14 protein-coding genes and 1 pseudogene are annotated in these 14,974 nt (G+C 62.7%); 4 read left to right on the forward strand and 11 right to left on the reverse strand.

The genetic code is table 11. The features are described from left to right. Nucleotides 1–92 precede the first annotated feature (92 nt). On the reverse strand, nt 93–1,013 hold the full coding sequence (locus tag V7060_RS17625) for a LysR family transcriptional regulator (protein WP_334180519.1): 921 nt from the start codon (nt 1,011–1,013) through the stop codon (nt 93–95). A gap of 124 nt (nt 1,014–1,137) precedes the next feature. On the opposite strand from V7060_RS17625, the pseudogene V7060_RS18485 reads away from it, so the two are divergent. The 3 genes and pseudogenes from V7060_RS18485 to V7060_RS17635 form a co-directional block, all read left to right on the forward strand. Continuing rightward, nucleotides 1,138–1,308: pseudogene (locus tag V7060_RS18485) on the forward strand (NAD-dependent dehydratase); the annotation flags it as partial. A gap of 20 nt (nt 1,309–1,328) precedes the next feature. Next, on the forward strand, nt 1,329–2,249 hold the full coding sequence (locus V7060_RS17630) for an alpha/beta hydrolase (protein ID WP_334180520.1): 921 nt from the start codon (nt 1,329–1,331) through the stop codon (nt 2,247–2,249). A 21-nt stretch (nt 2,250–2,270) separates the two neighbouring features. Further along, a complete protein-coding gene (locus tag V7060_RS17635; protein WP_334180521.1) occupies nt 2,271–2,930 on the forward strand; it encodes a flavodoxin in 660 nt (219 codons plus the stop codon). Between the two features lie 49 nt (nt 2,931–2,979). Here the strand turns inward: V7060_RS17635 and V7060_RS17640 are convergent, their stop codons facing one another. After that, the gene (locus V7060_RS17640; protein ID WP_334180522.1) at nt 2,980–3,387 is read right to left on the reverse strand and encodes a helix-turn-helix domain-containing protein; all 408 of its coding nucleotides are present in this window, start codon (nt 3,385–3,387) and stop codon (nt 2,980–2,982) included. An 87-nt stretch (nt 3,388–3,474) separates the two neighbouring features. Between V7060_RS17640 and V7060_RS17645 the strand changes: the two genes are divergently transcribed. Continuing rightward, complete coding sequence (locus tag V7060_RS17645) at nt 3,475–4,128, forward strand: cation transporter (protein WP_334180523.1); 654 nt, start codon at nt 3,475–3,477, stop codon at nt 4,126–4,128. Here V7060_RS17645 and V7060_RS17650 read toward each other — a convergent pair. The 9 genes from V7060_RS17650 to V7060_RS17690 all read right to left on the reverse strand — a co-directional run bounded on the left by V7060_RS17650 (nt 4,057) and on the right by V7060_RS17690 (nt 14,967). Then, nucleotides 4,057–4,845 (reverse strand): phosphatase PAP2 family protein, encoded by a 789-nt coding sequence (locus V7060_RS17650; protein ID WP_334180524.1) that lies wholly within the window; start codon nt 4,843–4,845, stop codon nt 4,057–4,059. The two genes, V7060_RS17645 and V7060_RS17650, sit on opposite strands and share 72 nt — an antisense overlap. A 43-nt stretch (nt 4,846–4,888) precedes the next feature. Further along, nucleotides 4,889–5,257 carry a lipid-A-disaccharide synthase N-terminal domain-containing protein gene (locus V7060_RS17655; protein WP_334180525.1) on the reverse strand — a complete coding sequence of 123 codons (369 nt, stop codon included), beginning with the start codon at nt 5,255–5,257 and terminating at the stop codon, nt 4,889–4,891. Next, nucleotides 5,254–5,988, reverse strand: a complete 735-nt coding sequence (locus V7060_RS17660; protein WP_334180546.1) for a glycosyltransferase family 2 protein — start codon at nt 5,986–5,988, stop codon at nt 5,254–5,256. The genes V7060_RS17655 and V7060_RS17660 overlap by 4 nt, the downstream gene beginning before the upstream one ends. A 69-nt stretch (nt 5,989–6,057) precedes the next feature. Further along, nucleotides 6,058–7,761, reverse strand: a complete 1,704-nt coding sequence (locus V7060_RS17665; RefSeq protein ID WP_334180547.1) for a glycosyltransferase family 39 protein — start codon at nt 7,759–7,761, stop codon at nt 6,058–6,060. A 61-nt stretch (nt 7,762–7,822) separates the two neighbouring features. Further along, nucleotides 7,823–8,587: a hypothetical protein gene (locus V7060_RS17670; RefSeq protein WP_334180526.1), complete on the reverse strand. Its 765-nt coding sequence runs from the start codon at nt 8,585–8,587 to the stop codon at nt 7,823–7,825. Between the two features lie 22 nt (nt 8,588–8,609). Beyond that, nucleotides 8,610–8,981 carry a diacylglycerol kinase gene (locus V7060_RS17675; protein ID WP_334180527.1) on the reverse strand — a complete coding sequence of 124 codons (372 nt, stop codon included), beginning with the start codon at nt 8,979–8,981 and terminating at the stop codon, nt 8,610–8,612. Nucleotides 8,982–9,089: 108 nt separating this feature from the next. Then, on the reverse strand, nt 9,090–10,709 hold the full coding sequence (locus tag V7060_RS17680) for a phosphoethanolamine--lipid A transferase (protein WP_334180528.1): 1,620 nt from the start codon (nt 10,707–10,709) through the stop codon (nt 9,090–9,092). Between the two features lie 91 nt (nt 10,710–10,800). Further along, nucleotides 10,801–11,697 (reverse strand): cation diffusion facilitator family transporter, encoded by an 897-nt coding sequence (locus tag V7060_RS17685; protein WP_334180529.1) that lies wholly within the window; start codon nt 11,695–11,697, stop codon nt 10,801–10,803. 81 nt (nt 11,698–11,778) lie between these two features. Then, nucleotides 11,779–14,967, reverse strand: a complete 3,189-nt coding sequence (locus tag V7060_RS17690; RefSeq protein ID WP_334180530.1) for a CusA/CzcA family heavy metal efflux RND transporter — start codon at nt 14,965–14,967, stop codon at nt 11,779–11,781. Between the last annotated feature and the right edge of the window lie 7 nt (nt 14,968–14,974).

A 14,974-nucleotide genomic window follows, 5' to 3' on the forward strand; every position in this document is an offset into this window, starting at 1 on the left:
AACTGCTCACGCCAACGTCGCTAGTCCCTTGCCGACGAGTTTTTACACAGCCTCGACCCAAAGCGGACATCGATCCATCGGTGAGCCAGCGATCAAGCGAGGACAATCTCCGCCCGCTTCTCGACCAGAAAATCGAGTAGGGCCCTGACCTTAGCAGGCATCTGCTCGCGCGTCGGCGTGTAGAGGTAGAAACCCGCCTGCATGTGTGTCCACTCGCGCAGGACACGAACCAGGCGTCCATCCGCCAAGTGCTGATGAATCGCGATGTCGATGTTCTGCATCAGCCCAAGACCCTGTAGTGCAGCCCGAGTCATGCCCTCATCGTCGTTGGTGGTGAGGTTTCCGGTGACGGCTTGCGTGAAGTGCTGCCCTTTCTTGCCGGGCTCGTTGAAGTCCCAGTCGTGGACCGCGCCACTGCCGGAGTAGCGGTAGTTGATGCAGTTGTGCTGCACAAGGTCGGCTGGCGTCTTCGGAACGCCATGCCGCTCGAAGTACGCGGGTGATCCGACCACTGCCATCGACAGCGTCGGAGTCACCGGCACGGCGACGACGTGATCGGCCAGGCTGCGTCCCAAACGGATGCCTGCATCGCACCCATCGGCAATGATGTTGGACAGCGACTCGGCCATGACAAGCTCAAGCCGGAGCTTCGGATAGCGCGTGTAGAACTCCTCCAGATGCGGCTCGATCAGTGCCTTGGCCGCCATGCGTGAGGTATTGACCTTGATCAGGCCCGTCGGCTCCCCGCTGGCATCGCCCAGGTGACGGACAGCGTGCTCGATCTCGGCAAGTTTGGGCTGCAGGGTATCGAACAGCTGCTGGCCGGCCTCGGTCAGCGACATGTCCCGTGTGGTCCGGTAGAGCAGCTTCACGCCCAGCTGTTTTTCCAACGCCTTGAGGTTCTGGGAGAGCGCCGCCCGCGATACGCCCATCTCCTCTGCGGCCCGCGTGAAGCTGCGGTGGTGAACGATATGGGCGAACCACGCCAGCGAAGGAAGGAGGGAGGGGTCCATTCCTCATTGTAAACACCTCCTTACCAGTGATGTGTCTATTACGGTCTTCCGGACGCCCAAAGCCGGGCGTACCTTGCACCCGTGGGTTCACCTCGGACTCAACCAAGGCAGGACATCAGCCAAGGTCGGCTACGAGACCACGGACAAAGGCGAGACCTTCAAAGGCACGGAGGTCTCACGCCGCAGCGTGGCGGACCTGATCTCCAAGACCATCCTCAACCCGACGCTGCACTCGCACGCCCATCTTGGCGTCGACAAACCCAATACCGACGGTGATAGGCCGTCTTTCTACTGAGATCCCCCGGAGACATAGCCATGAAAACCGACAAGATCAGCATCCCGAACCGCAATGGCCAAGGCATCACGTTGTCGGCCGTCATCAACTATCCCAACGATTTCGACGCGTCGAAGCAATACGCCGCCGTCATCGTCTCCCACCCCGGTGGTGGCGTGAAGGAGCAGACAGCGGGCACCTATGCGCGCAAGCTGGCCGAGAACGGCCTGGTCACCGTTGCCTTCGACCGCTCCTACCAGGGCGAGAGCACGGGCGAGCCGCGCCAACTGGAGAATCCCTACGTCAGCACCGAGGACGTCAGTGCGGTAGTGGATCACCTGACCACACTGCCGTTCGTGGACGCAGGCCGCATTGGCGCGATGGGCATCTGTGCAGGCGCCGGCTACACCGCCAACGCGGCCATCAACGACCGTCGCCTGAGAGCAATCGGCACGGTCAGCGCGGTGAACATCGGGCAGATGTTCCGCAACGGCTGGGAGAACAACGTCAAGGACGCCGACGCGATGCCGTACATCCAGGCCGGCTCCGATGCGCGGACGGCTGACGCATCCGGCAACGGCTTCGCGACGATGCCACTGGCGCCGCTGAAGAAGGAAGATGCGCCGAATGCCGAATTGGCCGAGGCGTGGGAGTACTACCACACGCCGCGTGCCGAGCACCCGAACGCGCCCGGCTATGCCACCTTGCGCAGTCTCGACCAGATCATTACCTACGATGCCTACAACAAGGCCGAAGCCTTCCTGACCCAGCCGATGCAGATCGTCGCGGGCAGCGTTGCGGGCAGCAAGTGGATGAGCGACGACCTGTATGCGCGCGCGGCCAGCCAGGACAAGCAGTTCCACGTGGTCGAAGGGGCCAACCACATGTCGCTGTACGACGTGCCGCAGTACGTGGACGAAGCGGTATCGGTGCTGGCGCCGTTCTTCCAGTCCCGACTCTGAGGCACCGTTATGGCCGTCCCGATGGCGTTGAAATGGGTGGTCGGCGCCGTCGGGATGGCCGCTTTGCTTGCGGCGCTCGTGCCCGTCGCCGTGACGTGGATCGAGCACCAACAGGCGAAGGATCTGGCGGGTCGCGAGCCTTACGCGGCCAGAGCCCACACCGGACGGCGAGTGGCTGTCGTTTACTTCTCGCGCTCGGGCAACACGGGCCTGGCGGCAAGGCACATCGCCAACACGCTGGACGCGGACCTGTTCGAGTTGAAGGCGCCTGATTATCGCTTGGGGCTGGCGGGGTGGTCGCACGCCATGCGGGATGCGCGAGGCACAGAGGCCGACATCTCGCCAAGGACGATCGATCTGTCCGGCTACGACGAGGTCTATCTGGGGTCGCCGATCTGGCTCTATGCACCCGCACCGCCCATCAGGGCCTTCGTGGAGCACAACCGGTTCGATGGCAAGCGTGTGGTGTTGTTCAACACCTACAACAGCGAGTTCAAGCCCGGGTTCATCGCTGCGTTCAAAGTCAGAGTGGTGGAACGAGGCGCGCGCTCGTTCGAGCACAAGGCGGTGCGTCGCGGGCGCATGACGGCGCAACTGCCGCCGGAGGCGATGCTCCGCGAGATTGATGAAGCCTGGTCCTTGGTAGAGCCGGCAGTGGCGCGCGAGGCGAACGTCGAATGATGGAGCATCGATGTCCGCTTCTGGCCGATAGTAGACATCTGCAAGTTCCCTAGACGTTGGAGCTCTGCGTTGGCTGGCGTAACGTCGAAAGAATCACGCAATCGGCCCGCTGTCCGCCGTGGCAGCTGGCGATGACACGCTCCAGTTCATCGGCCATCCGACGAAGATCTTCCTGGCGCGCACGAATATCGGTCAGATGTTTCCGCGCCAGACGGTCGACGTCGTCGCACGACATGCGCTCATCGCTGGCCAGTTGCAGGAGGCTTCGGATCTCTTCCAGGCTGAAGCCCAGATCCCGCCCCCGTGCAATGAACCTCAGGCGCTCGATGTCGACGCTCGTATATACCCGATAGCCACTGTCCGTCCGCGTTGGGTGGGGCAGCAGTCCGATCTTCTCGTAGTAGCGGATGGTTTCAAGGTGGCATCCGCTGGCCTCGGCGGCCTGGCTGATCTTCATGGGGGACGGGCTTGACTCTGTAGTTGCTACAGACTTTACGCTAGTCCGGTTCCCCTGTGCCCACCGGTCCTCGACGGAGAGCGTGCAATGTCTGAATGCTGTGGCTGCGGCAAAGTCGTGGATGTGGCGCGTATGCAAGCCAAGCAGCGCCGGGTGCTGGTCATTGTGCTGATCATCAACCTGGCGACCTTCGCCATGATGGCCTTGGCAGCCTGGCGCTCCTATTCGTCGTCGTTGTTGTCGGGAAGTCTGGACAACCTGGGCGATGCGTTGACCTATGTTGTCAGCCTGGCTGTGGTGGGCGCATCTACCCAAATGAAAGGTCGCGTCGCATTGCTGAAGGGCTTTCTGATCCTGGGGGCGGCGATAGCGGTGGGTGTGCAAATCGTATGGCGCCTGGCCAATCCCCAGATCCCGCTCTTCGAGAGTATGGGCGTGGCCGCGTTGCTGAATCTGGGCGCTAACGCGGTATGTCTGTGGCTGCTGACCCCGTATCGCTCAGGCGACATCAATATGGCCTCGGCGTGGGAATGCTCGCGCAACGACATCTACGAAGGTTTCGCCGTCATCCTGGCCGCGCTGCTGGTTTGGGTGTTTGGCGCAGGATGGCCCGATCTGCTGATCGCGGCCGCGCTGCTCATTCTGTTCCTGCGTTCGGCAACCCGGGTGTTACGCGCGGCGTGGAAGGAGAGCCGGCCCAATCCGGCCCGCTCTCAACCATTGGGTCCGCAGCACGAATAGTCCTGCGGATACGACCCAGCAAATGAGCACGGTTACGACGTCGTGCGAGAGGAAATGCGCACCCCGTAGCTGTTGTCCAATGCCAAACACCAGACCGATACCCGCGCCCAGCACCAGCCCCATCCATCGGTACCGAGGGGCGGCTTCGGCAAAGAAGAAGTACAACGCAAGCCATGCGTATCCACTGCTTGCATGTCCGGCAGGGAAACAACCGCCTGCCAGCATCCGGGAATCAAACAGCGTGATGTAGGGATGCGTTCCGCCAAGACCCACGATGCTCCACGGACAGTCCAACCCTGAGTACCGTTTCAGAATGGACACAAGCGCAGTGGAGGTGACGAGGGCCACCAACAGCCTGATCGCAGGCCCGCGCCACCGCGTGAGCAGGGGGCGCAAGTAGCTCAGCGCGATCAGGATGAGAACCGACAGTGCTCCTAGCCCGGTCATCAGCCGGCCGGCTTTGTGGATGATCCGCTCCGTCCAGAATCCGTTCTTGTAGATCCACTCATTTCCACCGGACGAGTAGATCCACGAGGCGATCCTCATATCCCATTCACCGGTTAGAACGAGGGCAAGCGCCGTGAGCACGGCGGTGGGCAACACCAGGCCCAGCCATCCATTGAAATGAATCGCCGTTGGGTGGCCGCGCTCGGGGGTACCGGTAGCATCCACGGCAAGGCGAGGGCAGGCGGTCTGGGCGTAGGTCTCTTCAATCATTGACGCTCTCGCGCGTAGTGGCCTTGGTTGACCCTCGCCGCGTTCAACGGTCGCGCCCCCCTAGATCACTCTCAGGCCGCGCGTTGCTTGAATCTGACCCTTCTCGATCGGTGCGCAGATCCAGATACAAGCTGTACGCGGCCGTGAAAGCCGGCAGCAGGTTCTGCAGGACGCCGACCGCGTCCTGTTTGGAGGAGAACAGGAAGTAGCTCAACGCCATCAAGCTACCGCACAAGCTCATGTACCAGAACAGGCGCGGGATCACCGGTCGGCCCGCACGCCTGGACGCCATGAACTGGACCAGCCACCGCACCCCGAACAAGGCCGCGCCGGTCAGACCAATGAGTTTCCAAGGCGTGGTGTGCAAGCCCGTCCAGCTCAGCCACAGGATTTCCTGGTCCATGACGTTCATGACTTGGGGCCAGCGCTAAGCTCGCTGGTGGTGGTCACGTGGCTGCGCTGGATCAGCCAGGCCACGCCCATCAGATCGCGGATGCCCACCAGGGCACGGTCCAGGTTGGTGTACTTGGACTGGCCCGATCCCCGCGGCCGGTGAGAGACCGGCACACTGAGGGTCTTCCAGCCGGCGCGCTGCATCAGCGCCGGCAGGTAGCGGTGCATGTGATCAAAGTACGGCAGGTCCAGGAAGGCAGCGCGGTCGAACAGCTTGATGCCACAGCCGGTATCAGGTGTGTTGTCTCGCAGCAACGACTGCCGGATCCGGTTTGCCCACCGAGAGGCCCAGCGCTTGCTGGCCGTGTCCTTGCGCTCGGTGCGCCAGCCGGCAAACAGCCGCACTTGCGGGGACGCGGCCTGGCGAGCCGCTAGCAGCTTGAGGATATCGGCTGGATCGTTCTGGCCATCGCCATCGAGCGTGGCGATCCAAGGCGAGAACGCGTGCTTGACGCCATTGCGGATGGCGGTGCTTTGCCCACTGCGTTGATGGTGCAGCAACACCCGCAGTTCGGGCACCTCGGCTTTGAGCCAGCCGAGCACCTCGCGTGTGTCATCGTCGGAGCGATCATCCACACAGATGATGTCGAAGGCGATCTTGCCGCGCAGGTGGTGCACCACCTCCTGCACGAGCGGCCCGATGTTGCCGCGTTCGTTGAAGACGGGAATGACGACCGACAGACTGGGCATCCGGGGCAGTGACGGGCTTTGCATGGCGAAGGACTCAGCAATTAGGCGCGCGGGAAAGGAGGGGAGAAGTCAGTCTTCGCTGACATCGGCTGACCACGAGGCCGGAACTTCGCAGTCCGGAATCCATGCAGTACCTGGCGCCAAGATCCAAGCGCGCCGATTGGAGGCGCCGATGTCGATAACCTGCGTGGGATCCAGGCAAGGGCCGATGGCTTCCTTGCGCAGGAACAGCCATCGCCTATCGGGGGCCTGCAGCAGCCACGCGTGTGCCTGCTGCCATTGCTCTACCCAGGGCTTCTTGAAACCGAACTCGGTAACCGGTCGGTCGGCTTGGAGCAGGTGCTGTTCGCGCCAGCCGAGCATGGCCAGCTCCGCATCCAGATCGATGGTGGCCTCCACGCGCTGCATCAGCGCTTTGGCAGAACTGTCAGGACTGAGCGCCGGCATGAATCCCACGCCATAGGCGATCCACAGCGAGGCGGTGACCGCCACCAGCGCAAACACCACCCGCCGGCGTGCGGCGACCATCACGACCAGGCTCACGACGGTGAAGGCCAGCAGCCAGCCACTGACCTGCTTGACGGTGCTCATGTCCATGCCGCGTCCGTCGAGCAGGCCTTGCAAGCGCTCGGGCGAGGCGGTCAGCAACCACAGCCCCAAGGCGCCCGTCAGGGTGACCACCACCGATAGGTACGACCACAGCACCGCGCGTACGCCACGCCGGCGCAGCAAGCCGGCCAACAACGGCGATGCGGCGAGCGCCAGTGCAGGCAGCATCGGGAAGATGTAGACCTCGCGCTTGCCCGGGCTGGCACTGAAGAACACCAGCACCAGCAGCGCCCAGCCCAGCAGCAGCGCGTAACGCGGATCCACGCGCCGCAGGCGCCGCCACCACGCGGGCAGCAGCCAGGGGGCCAGCAGCACTCCGGGCAACCACAGCGTGAGCATGGTCTGCAGGTAGTACCAAGCCGGCTTCACGTGGTGCCAGGCGTTGGCGTAACGCGTACCGGTCTGCTTGAAAAGCATCTCGCGCGCGTAGGTATGCAGCGCCGGATCCGATGAGGGCAGCACGGTGGCCAGCATGGGGACCAGCCAGACGCCAACGCCCAGCAAGAACCCCGCAAGCCCCGCCAGCACATGCACACCCCGATGTGAGGGCAGGGCATAGGGCGACTTCCACCGCACCCACAGCCAGGGCAGGAAGATCAGCAGCGGCAGAAAGCCCACCCCCTTGGTGACCGTACCCAAGCCAGCGGCGAAAGTGCCCAGCATCAGCAGCCACGGGCTGGGCTTGTCCAGCAGATAGCGCACCAATGCCCAGAGCGAGAGTGTCGTCATCCCCACCAACACCATATCGATCTGCGCGCGCTTGGCCTGCAGGACGAACTGGATGCAGACAAACAGGCCCATCACGGCATAGTCGGCCGTGCGATGTCCCCACAGGCGCTTGGCCAGATCCCCGGTCAACCACAGCGTCAGTAGTGCGGCCAACAAGGAGGGCAACAGGAACGCCACATCCCAACTGCGGACCAGCAGGTAGCTGACCGCCTGCAACCACATGAACGTCGGCGGCTTCTCGGCGTACAGCTCAATGCCGCGGTGCGGGAACAGCCACTGACCTGTTTCCACCATGGTCTTGGCGGCCAGGACGAAGCGGGGCTCATCGGCGGGCATCGGCTCCCGCAGTCCCAGGCCTGCCAGGAGCGCGGAGATGACCAGGAGAATCAGTAGCCAGGTTTGCCCTTGGGATGTATCGCGAATGGAATAGCGCATCGGGGTGTCGCTCATGCAAACAGGTGAAGAAAAAAAGAGATCTGGTCGCTACGCACGCGGCCTACCGACGACGGCCCGGTTTGCGTCGGCCATGCGGAGGGATCTGTCGGTAGGTAGGCGGTTGTGAGGGATCTCGGGGCTTGCGATCGGCGTGGCTCTTCGGCGTTGACCGAGAGCCGCGCGCGCCGGCAGAGGGATTGCCAAAGCTATCCAGCACGGGCGAGGACAACGCCCGTCCCTGTTCGATCGAGGACCGGAACTTGGCGGCCGAGACCAAGGCCGCAACAGCGGCCAAGGCCGAGGTCACTCCCAGCCAAGGTGCTGCGCTCTGCATGCCGGTGCGCGTTGCCACGGCGGACTGCAATGCCGCAGTGATGGCGAACAGGGCGCCGTAGATCAGACTCAGTACGATCCCAGTACGCCACCGGGGCGCGCCCGTGGTTTGGAGAGGTCGTGCCATCATGGCTGCTGCTACGGCGAGCGCGTAGAACGGGGCCTCTAGTGCAGCGACGATCGTGCCTGCGGTACCTACGGTTCGATAGGCAATCGTCAGCCCCAGCAACATCAACGGCGTGGCCAACACCAACTCGGGCAGTCGCGGTCGCATAGCGGCCGCGAACTCGACCAGATACCGGCGATCGGATCGTCGGAATGCCACCAACAAATCCAGCGCGTGGAGGGTCACCACCACCCAAAACAGCGAGCCGACCAGCACGATCGTGCTGCTGAGGATGACGGTCAGGCCATCGGGGTGTGGAATCGACATCGCCGATTTCAGGCCCCAGCCCACCGCAAAGATCAGTGCAGCTAAAAGTACGTACGCCATATCAACCTCCAGCCCAGTGACATCAGCTGGCCAAGATGGCCAGCCATGTCAGGGCGGTAACCGCCAACGTCATGAAAACCGCAGCCGAGCCCATGTCTTTGGCACGACCGGCCAGTTCGTGATGCTCGGGTCCGTAGCGCTCGATGACCGCTTCGATCGCCGAGTTAAGTAGTTCGACCGGCAGCACCAGCAAGACCGTGGTGGCCAGCAGTGCACGCTCTACGCCGGTCTCGCCCAGCAGCAGGCCCAAAGGGGCAAGCACCACGGCGAGCACGACCTCAAGCCGAAAAGACGACTCATGCAGCCAGGCCGCACGCAGTCCTTGAGCAGACCAACGCGCCGCCATCATCAAACGCTTGGGACCACGCGGTAGGTGGCCATAACCGTCAGCCATGGGAGATTCCTTGAGAAGAAGTGAGTGCCTGCTTCAAGCGCGAGGCGCGAAGCGGCCTCTTGCCCGGCAACAGATGCCGCGCAAGAGGTGAGGGGCCATAAGGGAGCCTCATGGCGAGGCTCCCGCCGTGGTCTGGCATCCCGAGAACACATCCAGCTTCGGGTCGTAAGCCGTGGTTCTGACCTGCATCAGACCGAGCACCGAATGGAACAGGTTGTCGTGACTGATCGGCTGGCTTGCCCTACTTCGCACGCACGCGGTGTTGACGCCCTTACCGCCGGCCATGCCCGGTGAGAGCCAGGCCACCATCGGCACCTTGATTTGGGTGTCTGGCGCAATGGAGTAGGGCAAGCCGTGTAAATAGACGTTGCCTTCGCCCAGCGACTCGCCGTGATCGGAGACATAGATCATCGCCGTGTCGTGCGTGGTGTCCTGCGACAGCATCTGGATCGTCTTGGACAGGAAGTCATCCGTTTCCAGGATGGCGTTGTCGTAAGCGTTGACGATCTCCTGCCGCGTGCAACTGCCCAGATCCGAGGAACGACAGTCGGGCCTGAACTGGCGCAGCCCTTCTGGATAGCGCTTGAAGTACGCCGGTCCGTGGTTGCCCAACTGATGCAAGACCACCACCGTGTCGCCGGGGTTGTCATCGATCACATCGTGCAAGCCCTGCAGCATCACCGCATCACGGCAGGCCTGGTCATCACACAGCGAGCTTTCTGGCGGCTTGCGGTAGGACTCAAAGGACAAGCCATCGCAGACGCCCTTGCAGCCGGTCTGGTTGTCCCGCCACAACGTCTTGACGCCGGCCCGCTCAAGCACGTGCAGCAGTGACTCAGAACCCACGATGTTCTCGCGGTCGTAGTTGCGCCGGCCCGCAAGGGAGAACATGCAGGGCACGGAGACTTCCGTGTTGGACCCGCACGCGGTGACGTCGCTGAAGTTGATGACATTCAACTTCGAGAGCTGTGGCGTGGTCTGCCGTTCGTAGCCGCTCAGTCCCCAGTTCTGGGCGCGCACGGTTTCACCGACCACGACCACCAGCAGGTGGGGTTTGCTCGATGGCGCATGCACCTGTTGCTTGGCATCGGCAGCTACCACTTGCCGTGGGCCCTTCGGACTCTTGACTTCCTCGCTGAGCACGCGGGAGATGGAGACGATGTAATTGCCCGGTGCGATCAGGTAGCGAAGCGCCTTGTCATTGCGCATCAGCGATGACAGATCCTGGAAGGTCGCCATCACCCCGACGCAGGCGATCAGCAACATCGCGCCCAGGAACAACGTCCGCCGCAACAACGCTCGCTTGATCGACACCCGAGGAAAGTGCACGAGCCACAACGCGGCAGCAGGCAGCACGCCCATCAACAGGACGGTTCCCAGCATGTCCCACGTCAGTAGCTCGCGCGCCTCTTGCGTATCGGTCCTGATCACGTTCCGGACCATGCTCGGATCCAGATAGACCGCGTACGTGCTGGCGAAGTAAGCCGCCGAGGCGGTGGCCACCAGCAGGATCGCCAGAACAGGTCGGGCAATCCAGCGGTTGAGCACCACGCCGAACAGCAACGCATGCAATCCGATCAGGGCGGCGGTCACCCCAATGTAGAAACGCAGTTCTCTCGCCCCGCTCAGGACGCCTGACTCTTTGACACTGGCCCAGAAGGCGCCGTTTGCGGTGAACGCAAAGAATATGGCAACCAACAGGATGACCAGCTCCAGGCTCAGCGCCACCCGCCAACGCGGACGGTGTGCGCTTGTTGAACCTCGGAGCGATGTGTCTTGGAATCGGGCGAACACCTTGCGGAAACTCGCTCGATTCCGGTCAGGCATGGCCCACCTCGCTTTTGCACGAAGTGCGTTCCACCTGCAATGTCACGTCGTGGATATCGAACTGCTGCTCGATCACCCGGGTAAGCTCGACTTGAATCGTGTCCGGATCGGGCACTCCCGCGGCCAGGACGATGTGAGCCGTCAGCACGACCTGCCCGGTCCCTAGCGACCACACATGAAGATCATGGACCTCTTGCACGGCCGGCATCTCGATCAGCCGCTTGCGGATCGCCGCCACATCCATGCCTTCCGGCACACCCTGCATCAGGATATGGCCGGCCTGCTTAAGTAGGGTCCAGGTACGGGGTAGCACCCACAGGCCGATCAACACCGCAATGATCGGATCGACCAGCGTCCAGCCCGTGACCTTGATGACGATCGCACCAATGATTACGCCCACCGACCCGAGCATGTCGCTCCAGACCTCCAGATAGGCACCCTTCACATTTAGGCTGGTGCCACTGCCGGCGCGTAGCAGGCGCATGGAGATCAGATTGACGATCAAACCCAGGATGGCGATGACCAACATGCCCGTGAACGCAACTTCCGGCGGCTCACGGAAACGTCCCACCGCTTCCCACAGGATGTAACCGGCGACCACGAACAACAGACCGCCGTTGATGATCGCGCCGAAGGCTTCCATACGGGCATAGCCATAGGTGCGGCGAGCATCAGCCGGACGTCGACTCATACGCACCGCGATCAACGACACGGTGAGGGCGATGACATCGGTCATCATGTGCGCGGCATCGGATAGCAGCGCCAAGCTATTTGTTACCAGACCGCCGATGATCTCGGCGATGAGGAACGTGGAAGTCAGGCCGAGCGCCCACCATAGGGGCTTCTCGTACCGGATCTCGGACGTTCCATGATCATGCCCTGTGCTCATGCGTGTTCTCCTAAGAACAGATGCAAAAGAGCGGCTAGGAACGGGGTAGGGCGGCGGTGCGTACACCGCCGCCGTGCCCTGTCACGATTTCATGTGCGCCGGGGTGCGATTGAAGCGGGTGTGCACCCACCGGTAGAACACCGGCAGTACCACCAGCGTCAGCAACGTGGAGGAGATGATTCCGCCGATGACCACGGTGGCCAGCGGACGCTGCACTTCCGAGCCGGCACCCACGTTCAGCGCCATCGGCACGAAGCCCAGCGAGGCCACCAGCGCGGTCATCAGCACCGGTCGCAAGCGGGTCAGAGCGCCTTCGCGAATGGCTTCGGCCATGGGCTGACCGCTCTCACGTAGGCTTCGGATGAAGCTGATCATCACCAGGCCGTTGAGCACTGCCACACCCGAGAGCGCGATAAAGCCCACGCCCGCCGAGATCGACAGCGGAATCCCTCGCAGCGCCAACGCCAGCACGCCACCGGTCAACGCCAGCGGGACACCGCTGAAGACGATGAGCGCGTCCTTGGCCGAACCAAAGGCCATGAACAGCAGGGCGAAGATCAGCACCAGGGTCACCGGCACCACGATGGACAGACGCTTACTGGCCGAGATCAGCTGCTCGAAGCTGCCTCCGTACTCGATCCAGTAGCCGGTAGGCACCGTCACCTGTTGATCGATGGTGGACTGCAGTTCGGAGACGAAGCTACCCAGATCGCGGTCACGGACATTGGCGGTCACGATGATGCGACGCTTGCCGTTCTCACGATTGATCTGGTTCGCACCCTCGGAGATCTCCACGCGTGCCACCGAACTCAGCGGTACGACCTGCGCCTGAGCGGCGTTGGCCTGCGTACCCACCGACTCATCAGCCTGGTTGGCCGCGATGGCCGCCGTCAGCGAGATGGGCAATGCCGAGAGCGCAGTGGGATCCAGTCGCTGCTGTTCCGGCAAACGGACTACGATGTCGAAGCGTCGATCGCCCTCGAACAGCTGGCCAGCCACCTCACCACCGATGGCCGTGGCCACGTTGCGCTGCACGTCAGCCGGATTCAGGCCATAGCGTGCCAAGGCATCCCGATCGGGGAGCACCGAGAGCATGGGCAAGCCAGCAGCCTGTTCCAGGCGAACGTCAGCGGCACCGGGTACCTTGCGGGCGGCGGCCTCGATCTTCTGGCCCACTTCCAGCAACGTGTCCAGGTCATCGCCGTACAGGTTGATCGCCACGTCCGCGCGCACGCCCGAAATCAGCTCGTTGGTGCGCATCTGGATCGGCTGGGTGAACTCGTAGTTGTTGCCGGGGATCTTCTTCATCTCCGCCTCAACTTCGGCCACCAGATCCGCCTTGAGCTTGCGCGGGTTGGGCCACAGATCACGCGGCTTGACCATCACGAAGGTGTCCGCCACCGAGGGCGGCATCGGGTCGGAGGCCACTTCTGCCGTACCGATCTTCGACCACACTCGCTCCACTTCCGGGAACTGCAGCAGGCGTTCTTCCACGATGCGTTGCATGCCCAAGGACTGGGTCATGCTGGTACCGGGAATACGCATGGCCTGAAGCGCGAAGTCGCCCTCATCCAGGCTGGGAACAAACTCGCTACCCATGCGAGAAGCGAGCAGGCCACTGCCAACCAGTAGGGCGATCGCGCCGACGGCCACCAGCTTGCCGCTACGCAGGCTCAGATCCAGCAAAGGCTCATAGCGCCCGCGGAACCAGCGCATCAGCCAGTTTTCCTTCTCTTCGACCTTGCCACCGAGCAACATCGCCACGGCAGCCGGTACGAAGGTCAGGGACAGGATCATCGCGCCCGTCAGCGCCAGCACCACGGTGATGGCCATCGGGTGGAACATCTTTCCTTCCACACCGGTCAGGGCAAAGATCGGCAGGTAGACGGCGGTGATGATGCCCAGACCGAACAAGCTCGGACGGATCACTTCAGCCGAGGCGCTGGAGGCCACTTCAAAGCGCTCTTCCAGCGTCATCTCACGCCCGAGTTCGTGCTGACGTTCGCCAAAGCGACGCAGGCAGTTCTCGATGATGATGACGGCACCGTCCACGATCAGACCGAAGTCCAGTGCGCCCAGGCTCATCAGGTTGGCCGACACGCCGCCGCGCGCCATACCGGTCAGGGTGAACAGCATCGACAGCGGAATCACCGCGGCCGTAATCAACGCCGCACGGAAGTTACCCAGCAGCAGGAACAGGATGACGATGACCAGCAATGCGCCTTCGATCAGGTTCTTGGCGACCGTGGTGATCGTGCGATCCACCAGCGAGGTACGGTCGTACACCGGCGTGGCAGTAACGCCCTTGGGCAGACTCTTGGCCGCTTCCTGAAGCTTGGCGGCCGCGGCCTGGGAGACATCGCGGCTGTTGGAGCCCACCAGCATGACCACCGAGCCGAGCACGACCTCGTGGCCGTTCTGGGTCGCCGCACCGGTACGCAGTTCTTCACCGTCGGCCACATTGGCCAGATCGCGAACCCGAATCGGCACGCCATCACGACGGGTGACGACGATCTTCTGGATGGCAGGAATGTCCGAGACCTGTGCCGGCACACGCACCAGGAACTGCTGACCGTTACGTTCGATGTAGCCGGCGCCCACGTTCTGATTGTTGGCCTGCAGGGCCGTGACCACATCTTCAAAGGTCAGGTCCAGCGAGCGCAGCTTGGCCGGATCGGGCGTGACGTGAACCTCACGCTTGAAGCCGCCCATGGTATTGACTTCCGTCACACCAGGAACATTGCGCAGCTGCGGACGAATCACCCAGTCTTGCAGCGTGCGCAGATCGGTGGCGGTGTAGGGCGTGCCATCGGGTTTGCGGGCTTTGGGATCGGCATCGATAGTGTAGGAGAAGATCTCGCCCATGCCGGTGGCAATCGGACCCAGAGTGGGTTCGATACCTTCGGGCATTTGCGCCTTCACCTGCGCTACACGCTCGGAGACCTGCTGCCGAGCAAAGTAGATGTCCGTCCCGTCCTTGAACACGACGGTGACCTGGGACAGGCCGTAGCGGGAGATCGAGCGGAAGTACTCCATCTTCGGCAGACCGGCCATGGCCGTCTCGATGGGGAACGTGACGCGTTGCTCCGCTTCCAGCGGCGAGTAACCTGCCGCTTCGGTGTTGATCTGAACCTGGACGTTGGTGATGTCGGGGGTGACATCGATAGGGATCTGACGGGCACTCCAGATGCCGATGGCGATCAAGGCCACCGTCAACGTCATGACCAGCCAGCGATGATTAATCGCGACTTTTATGATTTTTTCGAGCATGACGGTC

The organism is Pseudoxanthomonas sp. (genome assembly GCF_036845285.1).
Lineage (GTDB): Bacteria > Pseudomonadota > Gammaproteobacteria > Xanthomonadales > Xanthomonadaceae > Pseudoxanthomonas_A.

Excerpts from the sequence above, each read along its gene's own strand:
- V7060_RS17625 (WP_334180519.1), bottom strand. The coding sequence starts at position 1,013 with ATGGACCCCTCCCTCCTTCCTTCGCTGGCGTGGTTCGCCCATATCGTT.
- V7060_RS17630 (WP_334180520.1), top strand. The coding sequence starts at position 1,329 with ATGAAAACCGACAAGATCAGCATCCCGAACCGCAATGGCCAAGGCATC.
- V7060_RS17635 (WP_334180521.1), top strand. The coding sequence starts at position 2,271 with ATGGCGTTGAAATGGGTGGTCGGCGCCGTCGGGATGGCCGCTTTGCTT.
- V7060_RS17640 (WP_334180522.1), bottom strand. The coding sequence starts at position 3,387 with ATGAAGATCAGCCAGGCCGCCGAGGCCAGCGGATGCCACCTTGAAACC.
- V7060_RS17645 (WP_334180523.1), top strand. The coding sequence starts at position 3,475 with ATGTCTGAATGCTGTGGCTGCGGCAAAGTCGTGGATGTGGCGCGTATG.
- V7060_RS17650 (WP_334180524.1), bottom strand. The coding sequence starts at position 4,845 with ATGATTGAAGAGACCTACGCCCAGACCGCCTGCCCTCGCCTTGCCGTG.
- V7060_RS17655 (WP_334180525.1), bottom strand. The coding sequence starts at position 5,257 with ATGAACGTCATGGACCAGGAAATCCTGTGGCTGAGCTGGACGGGCTTG.
- V7060_RS17660 (WP_334180546.1), bottom strand. The coding sequence starts at position 5,988 with ATGCCCAGTCTGTCGGTCGTCATTCCCGTCTTCAACGAACGCGGCAAC.
- V7060_RS17665 (WP_334180547.1), bottom strand. The coding sequence starts at position 7,761 with ATGCGCTATTCCATTCGCGATACATCCCAAGGGCAAACCTGGCTACTG.
- V7060_RS17670 (WP_334180526.1), bottom strand. The coding sequence starts at position 8,587 with ATGGCGTACGTACTTTTAGCTGCACTGATCTTTGCGGTGGGCTGGGGC.
- V7060_RS17675 (WP_334180527.1), bottom strand. The coding sequence starts at position 8,981 with ATGGCTGACGGTTATGGCCACCTACCGCGTGGTCCCAAGCGTTTGATG.
- V7060_RS17685 (WP_334180529.1), bottom strand. The coding sequence starts at position 11,697 with ATGAGCACAGGGCATGATCATGGAACGTCCGAGATCCGGTACGAGAAG.
- V7060_RS17690 (WP_334180530.1), bottom strand. The coding sequence starts at position 14,967 with ATGCTCGAAAAAATCATAAAAGTCGCGATTAATCATCGCTGGCTGGTC.